Below are 13883 nucleotides of genomic sequence, written 5' to 3'. Positions count from 1 at the left end.
GCGGCGGGTCCCTGCAGAGGGGCCTGACGGCCCGGACGACCAAGAAGACGTGAGGACCCCATGACGACCGACACCCCCGAACAGCCCGCCGACCGGGACGAGCTCATGCGCCGGGTCGAGGAGAAGACCGAGGCGGTGCGCGAGGCCAGCGAGGCCAGCGACGACACGCCCCCGGCCAGGAAGGCGACCCGCAAGGCCGCCGCGAAGAAGGCCCCGGCCAAGAAGGCGGCCGGCGACGCCCCGGTCAAGAAGGCCACCGCCCGCAAGGCGCCGGCCAGGAAGGCCACCGCCGCGGAGGCCGGGGACGGCGACCAGACGACCCTGGCCGTCGAGGGCACCGAGGCCGCGCCCGCCGCGAAGAAGACCACCAAGCGGGCAGCGAAGAAGGCCACTCCCGCCGCCGGGGAGGCCCCCGTGCCGGCGAAGCGGGCTCCGCGCAAGGCCGCCAAGCAGGTCACCGCCTCCCCGGTGGTCGCCCCGGCGCCGATCGCCGAGCCCGGCAACCCGGCCGCACCCTCCGCTCCGCAGCCCGAGCCGCCGAACCCGGACCCGGCCGAGCCCAGCACCCCGCAGGCGCCGGAGAGCGGCGAGCACGCCGGCACCGGCGGCGACTCGCCGGCCGACACCGCCTCCGAGCCCGGCGACGAGCTGGCCCCGGACACGGTGCCGGCGGAGCCCGGCACCGACGCCGACGCCGAGGCCGCGCCGGCCCCCGGCACCTCGCCCACCGCCGGCACCTCGCCCACCGCCGGGGCGAGCGAGCCGGCCGCCGCCGAGCCGACCCCGGCCGAGCCTCCCGCCGAGGGCGGCAGCGCCGACCTCACCACCGCCGACCTGGTCGTCGGTGAGGTCTCCGACCTCCCGCCGGCACCGGACCAGGCACCCGAGCCCGCTGCCGCCCAGCTGGTCGACGCCCTGCCCGAGGGCGAGGCCCCGGTCAGCAGCTCGGTGCCGGCCGACGCCGTCCCGGCCGCCCGCGAGGTCGGCGAGGAGCAGCTGGCCGCCGTCGTCGACGGCTGGTCCTTCGACCCGCACGGGGTGCTCGGCGCCCACCGGGTCGCCGAGGGCTGGGTCGTGCGCACCCTGCGGCCGGACGCGGTCGCGGTCGTCGTGGTCGACCAGGACGGCACCCGCTACGAGGCGCGCCAGGTCTTCCGCGGCGGGGTCTTCGAGGCGCAGCTCCCCCAGCAGCCGGGTGACTACCGGATCGAGGTCGTCTACCCCAACGGGCAGGGCGGCACCGACACCTTCACCGTCGACGACCCCTACCGCTGGCTGCCCACCCTCGGCCAGCTCGACCAGCACCTGCTCCGCGAGGGCCGGCACGAGAAGCTCTGGACCGTGCTCGGCGCGCACGTGCGCAGCTACGACACCCCGGGCGGGGTCGTCGAGGGCGTGTCGTTCGCCGTCTGGGCGCCCAACGCACGCGGCGTGAAGGTCACCGGCGACTTCGACTACTGGGAGGCCCGCGCCTACCCGATGCGGTCGCTGGGCTCCTCCGGCGTCTGGGAGATCTTCGTGCCCGGCGCCCAGGTCGGCACCCGCTACCGGTACCACGTGCTCGGCGCCGACGGTCAGTGGCGGGTCAAGAGCGACCCGTTCGCCTTCGCCACCGAGGTCCCCCCGGCCAACGCCTCGGTCGTCACCGCCAGCACGCACGAGTGGCGCGACGACGAGTGGCTGGCCCAGCGGGCCGAGGGCAACTGGCACCAGCGTCCGATGAGCGTCTACGAGGTGCACGCCGGCTCGTGGCGGCAGGGCCTGTCCTACCGGGAGATGGCCGACGAGCTGGTCGCCTACGTCAAGGACGCCGGGTTCACCCACCTGGAGTTCATGCCGCTGGCCGAGCACCCCTTCGGTGGCTCGTGGGGCTACCAGGTCACCTCCTACTACGCGCCGACCTCGCGCTTCGGCAGCCCGGACGACCTGCGGTACCTGATCGACACCGCACACCAGGCCGGCATCGGCGTCATCGTCGACTGGGTGCCGGCGCACTTCCCCAAGGACGAGTGGGCGCTGGCCCGCTTCGACGGCACCCCGCTCTACGAGCACGCCGACCCACGCCGCGGCGAGCAGCCGGACTGGGGCACCTACGTCTTCGACTTCGGCCGGCCCGAGGTGCGCAACTTCCTCGTCGCCAACGCCCTGTTCTGGGCCCAGGAGTTCCACGTCGACGGCATCCGGGTCGACGCGGTCGCCTCGATGCTCTACCTGGACTACTCGCGCAACGACGGTGAGTGGACGCCGAACCAGTACGGCGGCCGGGAGAACCTGGAAGCGGTGGCGTTCCTCCAGGAGATGAACGCCACCGTCTACCGCGAGGTGCCCGGCGTGGTCACCATCGCCGAGGAGTCGACCGCCTGGCCGGGGGTCACCCGCCCCACCTACCTCGGCGGCCTGGGCTTCGGCTTCAAGTGGAACATGGGCTGGATGCACGACTCGCTGGGCTACATGGCCAACCAGCCGGTGTACCGCAGCTACCACCACGGCCAGCTCACGTTCTCCCTGGTCTACGCGTTCTCGGAGAACTACGTCCTGCCGATCAGCCACGACGAGGTCGTGTACGGCAAGGGCTCGCTGATCCGGAAGATGCCCGGTGACCGGTGGCAGCAGCTGGCCAACCTGCGCGCCTACCTGGGCTACATGTGGGCGCACCCGGGCAAGCAGCTGCTGTTCATGGGCTCGGAGTTCGGCCAGCTCTCCGAGTGGGCGGAGAGCCGCTCGCTGGACTGGTGGCACCTCGACGACCCGGCGCACCGCGGCGTGCTCGACCTGGTCCGCGACCTCAACACGGTCTACAAGGACACCGAGGCGCTCTGGTCGCAGGACGTCGACCCGGCCGGTTTCCAGTGGATCGACGCGAACGACGCCGGGGGCAACACGCTGACCTTCCTCCGCTACGGCAAGGACGGGCAGGTCCTGGCCTGCGTCGCGAACTTCTCCGGGGGGCCGCACCACGACTACCGGGTCGGGCTGCCGCGCGGCGGGCGCTGGCGCGAGCTGATCAACACCGACTCGGAGGGCTACGGCGGCTCCGGGGTCGGCAACCTGGGCGGTGTCGACGCGGTGGCCGAGGCATGGCACGGGCAGCCGTGGTCGGCGACGCTGACCGTCCCCCCGCTGGGCACCGTCTGGTTCGTGCACGAGGGCCCAGAGCCCGAGCTGCCCGACGACGGCGAGCCGGCCGACCCCGCCCAGGTCGCCGCAGCCGAGGCGTCGGGGGCGGCGGAGGCGGCCGGCGAGGTCGCCGCCCCGGACAGCGAGCCGGTCCCCGACCGCAGCTGATCGCCGGCGGCGGGGTGGGGTCCTCCGGGGTCCCACCCCGCCGTCGTCGGGTCGGGTCCACCAGGAGTCGCCGGCCCGTCGCCGGGTACGTGCCGCTGCACGACGATGGAACACCTGGCTGCCGGGCCCGGCAGCACCGACCGATCGGGAGCCCATGCCGTCCTCGCCCCGCCGGCTGCTCACCGGGGCCGTGCTGGGCGTCCTGCTGGGCAGCACCGTGCTCACCGGCTGCGCGGTCACCCTCATCGAGGGCACGGGCACGCCGCTGTCGGGCGCGTCCGGTGACGTCACCCCGGAGGAGTTCCCGATCATCGGGGCGACCGACGGAGAGATCGACCGGATCGCCCGCAACGCCCTCGCCGACCTCAACCTCTACTGGGGCGACCAGTTCCCCGGCACCTTCGGCCAGGACTTCGCGCCGCTGACCGGTGGCTACTACTCGGTCGACCCCGGCGCGCTCGACCCCGCGGCGTACCCGGGCGGGCAGATCGGCTGCGGCGAGCCGCCGGACGCCGTCGAGGACAACGCCTTCTACTGCGGGCCGGGCGGCGAGTACCCCAACGGCGACGCCATCCAGTACGACCGCGCCTTCCTCGACGACCTCGCCGCCGGGTACGGGCGGTTCATCCCCGCCCTGGTGATGGCCCACGAGTTCGGGCACGCCGTGCAGGGCCGGGTCGGGTACCCGCTGCAGGCGTCCATCGCGATCGAGACCCAGGCCGACTGCTTCGCCGGCTCCTGGACGGCGCGGGTCGCCGAGGGCAGCGCCCCGCACAGCTCGATCCGCCCGGCCGAGCTGGACGACGTGCTGCGCGGCTACCTGCTGTTGCGCGACCCGGTGGGCACCGGCCTGAGCGAGGAGGCGGCGCACGGCTCGTACTTCGACCGGGTGTCGGCCTTCCAGGAGGGCTTCGACGACGGCCCCACCGCCTGCCGCGACGAGTTCGGCGCCGACCGCCAGTACACCCAGGGCGAGTTCCAGACCGACCAGGACCTCGCCACCGGCGGTGACGCCCCCTACGAGACGACGGTGTCCACCTTCGCCCCCGAGGGGCTCGCGGAGTTCTGGGAAGCCGCGCTCGCCGAGCGCGGCGCCGACTTCACCCCGCCGGCGATCGAGCCGTTCGCCCGGCGCACCGACTGCGACGGGGCCGACGCCGACGTCGACCTGCTGTACTGCCCCGACGACGAGACGGTGCGCTACGACCAGGTCGACCTGACCGAGCCGCTCTACGCCGCCGAGCAGGGCGGCGACTACGCCGTGCTGACCGCACTGGCGATCCCCTACGCGCTGGCCGCCCTCGACCAGCTGGGTGAGCCCGCCGACGGCCAGGACGCGCTGCGCACCGCCGTCTGCTCGGCGGGGGCCTTCACCGCCTCGGTGTTGAGCGGGCAGAGCACGGTGCTGACCATCTCCCCCGGTGACGCCGACGAGAGCGTGTCCTTCCTGCTGGAGTACGCCACCGACCCCACCGTGCTGCCGGACGCCGAGCTCACCGGCTTCCAGCTGGTCGACGTCTTCCGGGGCGGTGTGCTGGAGGGCCTGGAGGCCTGCGACCTCGGCTCCTGACGTAGGCTGCCGGATCCGTCCCCCTCACCGGCTCGGGGTGCGCCGCCGGACCACGCCCGGCCCCCACCACTCGCGAGCTCCCGGTGGGCCTCCGCGAGGAGACCGGACGGCGTGCCAGCGGTGGGGGCAGCGGGCCTCCTAGAAGAGGGCGGTCATGAGGGCGCGGCGGGCCGGGCCGACCCGCGGGTCCTCGTCGCCGACGATGCCGAACAGCTCGACCAGGTGGGTCCGGGCCCGGTCGCGGTCCTCCCCGGCGGTGCGCCGGACGACGTCGAGCAGCCGGGCGAAGGCGCCGTCGACGTCGCCGGTGCCGAGCAGGAAGTCCGCGGCCCGGGTCTGCGCGGCGACGTCGTCGGGGGCGGCGTCGGCCGCGGCGAGCGCGTCGGGGCCGGCCTCCTCCGCGCGGCGGAAGAGCTTCACCTGGCGCAGCGCCAGCCCGGCGACCGGGTGGTCGGGCTCGGCGTCCAGGATGGCCTGGTAGGCCGCCTCGGCACCGGCCAGGTCACCCGCGTCCAGCGCCGCCTCGGCCAGGTCGAGCCGGGGGTCCTCGGCCTCGGCGGGCTCCTCGCCCTCGGCGGCACCCGGCACGGCCCCGCCGCTGGTGGCGGCGACCAGTTCGGTGATGAACTGCCGGGCCTGCTCCTCAGGGATGGCGCCGGTGAACTCCGCGACCAGCTGGCCCTGCCAGACGGCCTTCACCGCCGGGATGCCCTGGACGCGCAGCCCCTGGGCGAGCGCCGGGTTGGCGTCGACGTCGACCTTGGCCAGCACCCAGGAGCCGGCCCCCTCGGTGGCCAGCCGCTCCAGCACCGGGGAGAGCTGCTTGCACGGGCCGCACCACTCGGCCCACAGGTCCAGCACGACCGGCACCTGGAACGACCGGTCGAGCACCTCGGACTGGAACGTCGCCTCGGTGACGTCGACGACGGCGCTGCCCGGTGCGCCGGCCGGCGCCGCGGCACTCGGCGGCGGGGCGGCCGCGGCGCGAGCTGCCGCCTCGTTGCGCGCCTGGACCGCGGCGAGGTCGACCGCGCCGGCCAGCGAGGCCGCCATCCTGGCCTGCTGGGCAGCGGCCCGGGGATCGGTTCGAGCGGGACGATTGGGCTGCATGACCTCGATCATCCCACCCCGCCGCTGGGCGTGTCGGCCCCGTCCGGGGGGCCCGGCCGCCCTCCCCTGGCTCCGCCGACCGGGTGCGGACCGCGCGGCGGCTCAGAAGCGGGCGGGCTCGGTGTAGGTGCCCCACTCGGCGCGCAGCGCGTCGCAGATCTCGCCCAGGGTCGCCTCGGCACGGGCGGCGTCCAGCATGGCCGGCACCATGTTGGCCTCGGTCCTGGACACCTCGACCATCCGGGCCACCGCGGCCCGGGCGGCCTCGTCGTCCCGGGCCTGCCGGCGGGCGGCCAGCTCGGCCCGCTGGTCGGTCTCGACCTGGTGGCTCACCCGGAGGATCTCCAGCTGGTCGTCGCCGGCCACCGAGCCGGTCAGCGTGTTCACCCCGACGACCTTCTTCTCGCCCTTCTCCAGCGCCCGCTGGTAGGTGAACGCCGCCTCGGCGATCTCGCCGGTGAACCAGCCGTCCTCGATGCCGCGCAGGATGCCGCTGGTCATCGTGCCGTCGGAGCCCATCTCCCGGATCCGGGTGAACACCTCCTCCGCCTGGCGTTCGAGCTCGTCGGTCAGCGCCTCCACGTACCAGGAGCCACCGAGCGGGTCGGCCACGTTGAGCACCCCGGTCTCCTCGGCGATCACCTGCTGGGTGCGCAGGGCGATCTGGGCGGCCTTGGCGCTGGGCAGCGCGAGCACCTCGTCCAGGGCGTTGGTGTGCAGGGAGTTGGTGCCGCCGAGCACCGCGGCCAGCGCCTCCACCGCCGTCCGGACGACGTTGTTGTCCGGCTGCTGGGCGGTCAGCGACACCCCGGCGGTCTGGGTGTGGAAGCGCAGCTGCTGGGCCTTCTCGGTGCGCGCGCCGTAGACGTCGCGCAGCCAGCGGGCCCAGATGCGCCGGGCGGCGCGGAACTTGGCGATCTCCTCGAAGAAGTCGATGTGCGCGTCGAAGAAGAAGCTCAGGCCGGGGGCGAAGACGTCGACGTCCAGGCCGCGGGAGAGGCCGAGCTCGACGTAACCGAAGCCGTCGGCGAGGGTGTAGGCGAGCTCCTGCGCGGCGGTCGAGCCGGCCTCCCGGATGTGGTACCCGGAGACGCTGATCGGCTTGTACGCCGGGATCTCGGTGGCGCAGAACTCCATGAGGTCGCCGATCAGGCGCAGGTGCGGCTCGGGGGCGAACAGCCACTCCTTCTGCGCGATGTACTCCTTGAAGATGTCGGTCTGCAGGGTGCCGTTGAGCTGTGCGGTGTCCGCGCCCTGCCGCTCGGCGGCGACCAGGTACATGCAGAACACCGGGACGGCGGGGCCGCTGATCGTCATCGACGTCGTCGTCTGCTCCAGCGGGATGCCGTCGAAGAGCACGTCCATGTCGGCGGCGGAGTCGACCGCCACCCCGCAGTGGCCGACCTCGCCGAGGGCCCGCGGGTCGTCGGAGTCCCGGCCCATCAGGGTCGGCATGTCGAAGGCGACCGACAGGCCTCCCCCACCCTCGGCCAGCAGTGACCGGAACCGCTCGTTGGTCTGCCGGGCGTTGCCGAAGCCGGCGAACTGGCGGATGGTCCAGGCCCGGCCGCGGTAGCCGGTGGCGTGCAGGCCGCGGGTGAACGGGAACTCACCCGGCCAGCCGATCCGCTCGAAGCCGGGCACCGCGCGCTCGTCGGCCGGCCCGTAGGCGGGGTCGACCTCCAGCCCGGACAGGGTGGTGAAGTCGGCGTCCCGCACCCGCCCGGCGGCCAGCGCCGCGTCGTAGCGCTGCTGCCACCGGCTGCGGGCCTCGTTGCCCGGCTGCTGCGTCATGGCCAGATGCTAGGACGTCCAACTACTTTGCGGCCACCTCCGCAGGGGTCAGTCGCCGGCGACGTCCCCCGCGCCCAGGCGCACCTTCTTCAGCACCTCGAACAAGACGTCCAGCTCCGCCTCGGGCAGGTCGGCCAGCCCGAAGTCCTGGCCGGTCAGCGCCGCGGTGGCCGCCGGGACGACGTCCCGCCCGGCGTCGGTGATCGCGGCGAGCACCCCACGCCCGTCGGCCGGGTTGGGCCGCCGCTCGACGTACCCGGCCGCCACCAACCGCTCGATCGCGTTGGTGACGCTGGTCGGGTGCACCATCAGCCGGCTGCCGATCACCTTCAGCGGCAGCTGACCGGTGCGGGAGAAGGTCAGCAGCACCAGCACCTCGTAGCGGGCGAAGGTGAGCCGGTGCGGCTTCAGCGCCTCGTCGAAGCGGGCCAGCAGGATCTGCTGCACCCGGAACACGCTGGTGGCCGCCCGCATCGAGGCGGCCGGGCCGAAGCGCTCCTCCCAGCTCCGCGCGGCGCGCTCGATCGGGTCGAAGGGCAGGCCCAGCGGTCGCACCATGGCCCCAGAGGCTAGTTCTCCCCCACGCCGCTCCCGGTCCAGCCGTCGAGTGAGGAGCCGTCGACGTCTGTCGATGCGGTGACATGTCGACAACTCGACACTCGGAGCTGGTCGTCCGGGCGCCTGTGGACGACGCGAGCGGCGTCGGCGTGCGATCGGTCAGTCTCGCCGGGTGGTCGTCCCTGCACACCGTCCGCCGGCGCTGCGCGGGCGTGTCTTCCGAGGCACCGCGGCGGTGCACGCAGGCCTGCTGAGCCGACGGCAACTGGACAGCAGCGCCTGGCACCGGCTCTTCCGTGACGTCTACGCCTGTGCCGACCTGCCCGTCACCCACGAGCTGCGCGCCGTGGCGGCTGCGTCGGTCCTGGTGCCCGGCGCCGTCGTCACCGGGGCCAGCGCCGCCGTCCTGTGGCGGGTGGACGCGGCCGGCCCCGAGGACGACGTCGAGCTGACCGTGCCCCCCGGCAGCAGGGTCTGCGCGGTCACCGGAGTGCGAGTGCGTCGCGCACTGCTGCAGCCCGCCACCGTCACCCGTCGGCGCGGTGTCCCGGTCACCACGCCCGAGCGGACCGCGGTGTCGCTGGGCGCCGACCGGCCCCTCGACGAGGCCGTCGTGCTCATCGACCAGCTGGCCGCCGCAGGCCTGGTGGACGTCGGCGGCGTCCGGACGCTGGCCGCCGCGACCACCGGCCGAGGTTGCCGGCGGGCCCGGGCCGCCGCCGCGCTGGCCGACGGGCTGGCCGGCTCACCGCAGGAGACCCGGCTGCGGCTGTTGCTGCACCGCGCCGAGCTGCCGCCCCCGGTCGCGCAGCACTCCGTGTACGACGGGCGGGTGTTCGTCGCGCGGGTCGACTTCGCCTGGCCCGAGCGGCGGCTGGCCCTGGAGTACGACGGCCTCTGGCACGCCGAGCCCGGCCAGTTCGCCACCGACCGCCGTCGCCTCAACCGGCTGCTCGCCGCCGGCTGGCGGGTCCTCTTCGTGACGGCGGCCGACCTCCACCGCCCTGAGCAGCTGATCGCTCGCATCACCGCCGAGCTCGCTCGCTGAGTGTCGGACCGTCAACGCCTCGACCCGCCCCCGGACGTCGACGTCCCGACACTCGGCGAGGCCGGCCCAGATGTCGACGTCAGGCGGGTGGGGCGGGGCGCAGGGGCGGGGCGTGCCGGATGCCGAAGACCTCGCGCAGCGCCACCCGGGCGGCGTTGTCGCCGCAGTGCCCGTGCACCGCGGGCCCGGGCGGGGTGGCCGAGGAGGCCAGGTAGGTGCCGCGCACCGGCGTCCGGTAGGTGTTCCACCGCGGCACCGGCCGGGCCAGCATCTGCCGCAGCGACGCCTCGCCGTTGGAGATGTCCCCGCCCACGTCGTTGGGGTTCCACCGCTCCATCTCACCGGCGTGCATGGTGTGCCGGGCCAGGATCGTGTCGCGGAAGCCGGGGGCGAACCGCTCGACCTGCGCCTCGATGGCGTCGGTCATGTCCACCGGCGACCCGTGCGGCACGTGCACGTAGGCCCAGAAGACGTGCCCGCCCCCCGGCGCCCGGGAGGGGTCGACGACGGTCGGCTGGACGGCGAGCACGTAGGGCTTCTCCGACGCCCGACCGGCCGCCGGCGCGGCCTCCCCGGCGATCGTCTCCTCCATGGTGCCGGCGACGTGGATGGTGCCGGCCCGCCGGACGTCGGGGTTGGTCCACGGCACGGGCTCCGACAGCGCCCAGTCGACCTTGAAGACCCCCGGCCCGTGCTTGTACCGCCGCACCCACCGCCGGTAGCCCTCGGTGACCTGGTCGCCGGCCATCGCGACGAACGCGCCGGGCGAGGTGTCCAGCAGCACCGCCGGGACGCCGTCGAACTCGCGCAGGTCGGTGACCTCGTGCCCGGTGACGACCTCACCGCCCTGCTGCTCGAGGGCGGTGACCATCGCGTCGGCCAGCTGCTGGGAACCGCCCTCGATCAGCGGCCAGCCGTTGTGGTGGCTCATCATCCCCAGGAACATGCCCAGCGCCGCGGTGAGCGGCCGGCTCAGGTCGAGCATCCCGTGCGCGGCGGCTCCGGCCAGCAGGGCACGAGCCGCGTCGTCGTCGAAGTAGCGGCGGGCCAGCCACGACACGTTGGGCAGCCCCTGCAGCCCGAAGCCGGCCACCCCGGCGAAGCCGCGGGTCGGGAGCCGGCGGAACGCCGAGGTCAGGAAGAAGTCGGTGATCTCGTCGGCCTGGCGCAGCAGCGGCCCGAACAGCTTGCGGTAGCCGGCGCCGTCCCGGCCCAGCCCGTCCGCGGTCTGCTCCAGCGAGTGGTGCGAGAACGCCGCCCGTCCCCCGTCCAGCGGGTGGGCGAAGTTGATCTCCGGCTGCAGCAGCCGCACGCCGCGCGAGGCCAGGTCGAACTCCTGGAAGAACGGGGCGGTCGCGGCCATCGGGTGCACCGAGGCGCAGATGTCGTGCTGGTAGCCCGGCAGCGTGACCTCCTCGGTGCGCAGGCCGCCACCGGCCCGGTCACCGCGCTCCACCACCCGCACCGACAGGCCGGCCGCGGCCAGGCGCAGCGCGGCCGCCAGCCCGTTCGGGCCGGCTCCGACGACGACGGCGTCCGGGGTCCCGTTCACCCGCGCCATCCTGCCCGCCGGGCCGCCGCGGTGCGCGACGAGGGCGGGCCCGCGCCGCCCCGCGAACCGGGCTAGAGCTGCGCGATGAGCTGGTCGGCGGCGCGGTAGGGGTCGGTCTCCCCGCCCACCACCTGCTCGGCGAGCGCGCCCAGCGCCGCGGAGCCGCCGACGTCCCCCATCCGCTCGCGCAGCCCGGCGATCGCGATCGCCTCGACCTCCCGGGCCGCCCGCTCGACCCGGCGGCGGCGCCCCTCGCCGGAGGAGGTCAGCCACTCCCCGTGCTCGGCGATCCGGGCCACGACGTCCTCGACCCCGTTGTCGCTGTCGCGGGAGGCGACGGTCTTCAGGATCGGCGGCCGCCAGGCGCCGGCCTCGGTGTGCCGGCCGCCCAGGGACAGCATCGCCCGCAGGTCGCGGACCGTCTGGTCGGCGCCGTCCCGGTCGGCCTTGTTGACCACGAAGACGTCGGCCACCTCGAGGATGCCGGCCTTGGCGGCCTGGATGCCGTCGCCCATCCCGGGGGCGAGCAGCACCAGCGTGGTGTCGGCCAGCGAGGCGACCTCCAGCTCGGACTGCCCCACCCCGACGGTCTCGACCAGGACGACGTCGCAGCCGGCCGCGTCGAGCACCCGCAGCGCCTGCGGCGTCGCCCAGGACAGCCCGCCCAGGTGCCCGCGGGAGGCCATCGAGCGGATGTAGACGCCGCCGTCGCCGGCGTGGTCCTGCATCCGCACCCGGTCTCCGAGCAGTGCGCCGCCGGAGAACGGCGACGAGGGGTCGACCGCGAGCACGCCGACCCGCTGCCCGGCCTGCCGGAACGCGCGCACCAGCGCGGTGGTGGTCGTCGACTTCCCGACCCCGGGCGGGCCGGTCAGGCCGAGCACCCGGGCCCGCCCGGTGTGCGGGGCGAGCGCGGCGGCGACCTCGCGCAGCAGCGGGCTGGCGTCCTCCACCAGGGAGATCAGCCGGGCGACCGCGCGGGCCTCCCCCGCGCGGGCGCCCGCGACCAGCGCGGGGACGTCGGCCGCCCGCCGGCCCCGCCGTCCGGGGGGCGACGGCGGGACCGCGGCGGTCACGCCTGGGCGGACAGCGGCCGGGCGGGGACGTGCAGGATCAGCGCGTCGCCCTGGCCCCCGCCACCGCACAGCGCCGCGGCACCCACGCCGCCGCCCCTGCGGCCCAGCTCGAGCACCAGGTCCAGCACGATCCGGGCACCGCTCATCCCGACCGGGTGGCCCAGCGCGATCGCCCCGCCGTTGGGGTTGACCTTGGCCGGGTCGATGCCCAGCTCGCGGGTGGAGACGATGGCCACCGCGGCGAAGGCCTCGTTGAGCTCGACCAGGTCGAGGTCCGCGGGCTCGATGCCCTCCCGCTGGCACGCCTTCTGGACGGCGCGGGACGGCTGGGTCTGCAGGGTGGCGTCGGGGCCGGCGACGACGCCGTGCGCACCGATCTCGGCGAGCACGGTCAGCCCCAGCTCCTCCGCCTTCGCCGCGGACGTCACCACGACCGCGCAGGCGCCGTCGGAGATCTGCGAGGCCGACGCCGCGGTGATCGTGCCGTCGGCGGCGAAGGCCGGCTTGAGCTTGGCCAGGCTCTCTGCGGTGGTGTCGGGGCGGATGCCCTCGTCCTCGCGGAACTCGATCGGGTCGCCCTTGCGCTGCGGGATGAGCACCGGGGTGATCTCGGTGTCGAAGATGCCGTCCTTGGCGGCCCGGGCGGCGCGCTGGTGGCTCTCTGCGGCGTAGGCGTCCTGCTCCTCGCGGGTCAGCCCGTAGCGGCTGTTCGACTCCTCGGTCAGCCTGCCCATCGCGACCTGGTCGAAGGTGTCGGTGAGGCCGTCGTGCGCCATGGCGTCGACCAGCGACACGTCACCGAACTTGGTGCCGGTGCGGGAGCCGGGCAGCAGGTGCGGGGCCTGGGTCATCGACTCCATGCCGCCGGCGACGACGACGTCGAACTCGCCGGCGCGGATGAGCTGGTCGGCCAGGGCGATCGCGTCCAGGCCGGAGAGGCAGACCTTGTTGAGGGTGAAGGAGGGCACCGACATCGGGATGCCACCGGCGACGGCGGCCGGCCGGGCGGGGTTCTGACCGGCGCCGGCCTGGATGACGTGGCCCATGATCACGTAGTCGACCTGGTCACCGGTGATGCCGGCGCGCTCGAGCGCCGCCTTGATCGCGATGCCGCCGAGGTCGGCCGCGGAGAAGTCCTTCAGCGAGCCGAGCAGGCGGCCCATCGGCGTCCGGGCGCCGCCGACGATGACGGAACGGGTGGGTGCGGGCTTGCTCATCGAGGCTCCAGTGGCTCCCGGTCGCCGCCGTTGGCGACCGTCTCGGCAGGGCAGCGCGCAGGCCCTCGGGGCACCACGGGCTGCCGCCAGGATAGGGCGCGGCCCGTTCCCGGCAGCCTTCGCGGTGACCGACGTCACGGTCGGACGCCCGGGCGAGGAGTCGACCGCCCCTCCCCCACCCGCGCGACCGGCGGCAGGATGCAGGAGGTGACCGACGACGCGCACCCCGGCCTGACCGGCGACCTGTTCACCACCATCGACCACGTCGGCATCGCCGTCCCCGACCTGGACGAGGCGATCGCCTTCTACGCGGCGACCTTCGGCATCCACTCCGTGCACGAGGAGACCAACCAGGAGCAGGGCGTCCGCGAGGCGATGCTGACCGTGGGGTCGGGCGAGACGCGGGTGCAGCTGCTCGCACCGCTGACGCCGGAGTCGACGATCGCGAAGTTCATCGGCCGCTCCGGTCCGGGGCTGCAGCAGCTGGCCTTCCGGGTGGCCGACCTCGACGCGGTCAGCGCCACGCTGCGTGAGCGCGGGCTGCGGCTGCTCTACGACGCCCCCCGCCGCGGCACGTCGGGCAGCCGGGTCAACTTCGTGCACCCGAAGGACGCCGGCGGCGTGCTCGTGGAGCTGGTGGAGCCCGCCGCGCACGGGTGAGTTGCCTGCGTCA

General features: G+C 74.7%; 10 protein-coding genes. 4 read left to right on the top strand and 6 right to left on the bottom strand.

What is annotated here, in order from left to right; all coding sequences use genetic code 11:
* Positions 1 to 60 precede the first annotated feature (60 nt).
* Both glgB and ACJTNH_RS04570 read left to right on the top strand, forming a co-directional pair.
* Positions 61 to 3285 (top strand): 1,4-alpha-glucan branching protein GlgB, encoded by a 3225-nt coding sequence (gene glgB / locus ACJTNH_RS04575; RefSeq protein WP_458173087.1) that lies wholly within the window; start codon positions 61 to 63, stop codon positions 3283 to 3285.
* A 154-nt stretch (positions 3286 to 3439) separates the two neighbouring features.
* Positions 3440 to 4855 (top strand): neutral zinc metallopeptidase, encoded by a 1416-nt coding sequence (locus ACJTNH_RS04570; RefSeq protein WP_458173086.1) that lies wholly within the window; start codon positions 3440 to 3442, stop codon positions 4853 to 4855.
* A gap of 138 nt (positions 4856 to 4993) precedes the next feature.
* Here the strand turns inward: ACJTNH_RS04570 and ACJTNH_RS04565 are convergent, their stop codons facing one another.
* From ACJTNH_RS04565 to ACJTNH_RS04555, 3 genes are all read right to left on the bottom strand, one after another.
* Positions 4994 to 5908, bottom strand: a complete 915-nt coding sequence (locus ACJTNH_RS04565) for a tetratricopeptide repeat protein (protein WP_458173085.1) — start codon at positions 5906 to 5908, stop codon at positions 4994 to 4996.
* Between the two features lie 159 nt (positions 5909 to 6067).
* Positions 6068 to 7759: an acyl-CoA mutase large subunit family protein gene (locus tag ACJTNH_RS04560; RefSeq protein ID WP_458173084.1), complete on the bottom strand. Its 1692-nt coding sequence runs from the start codon at positions 7757 to 7759 to the stop codon at positions 6068 to 6070.
* Between the two features lie 48 nt (positions 7760 to 7807).
* Positions 7808 to 8317, bottom strand: coding sequence for a MarR family winged helix-turn-helix transcriptional regulator (locus ACJTNH_RS04555; RefSeq protein WP_458173083.1), 510 nt, complete (start codon positions 8315 to 8317; stop codon positions 7808 to 7810).
* Positions 8318 to 8552: 235 nt separating this feature from the next.
* On the opposite strand from ACJTNH_RS04555, the gene ACJTNH_RS04550 reads away from it, so the two are divergent.
* Entirely contained in the window at positions 8553 to 9365 is an 813-nt protein-coding gene (locus ACJTNH_RS04550) for a hypothetical protein (RefSeq protein WP_458173082.1), read from the top strand.
* Positions 9366 to 9444: 79 nt separating this feature from the next.
* On the opposite strand, the gene ACJTNH_RS04545 is transcribed toward ACJTNH_RS04550, so the two are convergent.
* The 3 genes from ACJTNH_RS04545 to ACJTNH_RS04535 all read right to left on the bottom strand — a co-directional run bounded on the left by ACJTNH_RS04545 (position 9445) and on the right by ACJTNH_RS04535 (position 13210).
* On the bottom strand, positions 9445 to 10926 hold the full coding sequence (locus ACJTNH_RS04545; protein ID WP_458173081.1) for a phytoene desaturase family protein: 1482 nt from the start codon (positions 10924 to 10926) through the stop codon (positions 9445 to 9447).
* A 62-nt stretch (positions 10927 to 10988) separates the two neighbouring features.
* Complete coding sequence (gene meaB / locus ACJTNH_RS04540) at positions 10989 to 11993, bottom strand: methylmalonyl Co-A mutase-associated GTPase MeaB (RefSeq protein ID WP_458173080.1); 1005 nt, start codon at positions 11991 to 11993, stop codon at positions 10989 to 10991.
* Entirely contained in the window at positions 11990 to 13210 is a 1221-nt protein-coding gene (locus tag ACJTNH_RS04535; RefSeq protein WP_458173079.1) for an acetyl-CoA C-acetyltransferase, read from the bottom strand. The genes meaB and ACJTNH_RS04535 overlap by 4 nt, the downstream gene beginning before the upstream one ends.
* Positions 13211 to 13417: 207 nt before the next feature.
* Between ACJTNH_RS04535 and mce the strand changes: the two genes are divergently transcribed.
* A complete protein-coding gene (gene mce, locus ACJTNH_RS04530; RefSeq protein WP_458173078.1) occupies positions 13418 to 13870 on the top strand; it encodes a methylmalonyl-CoA epimerase in 453 nt (150 codons plus the stop codon).
* Positions 13871 to 13883: the final 13 nt, after the last annotated feature.

It is taken from the genome of Modestobacter lacusdianchii (assembly GCF_054177765.1).
The sequence above is the reverse complement of the archived record's forward strand: the minus strand, read 5'-3'. Positions and strand labels throughout refer to the sequence as shown.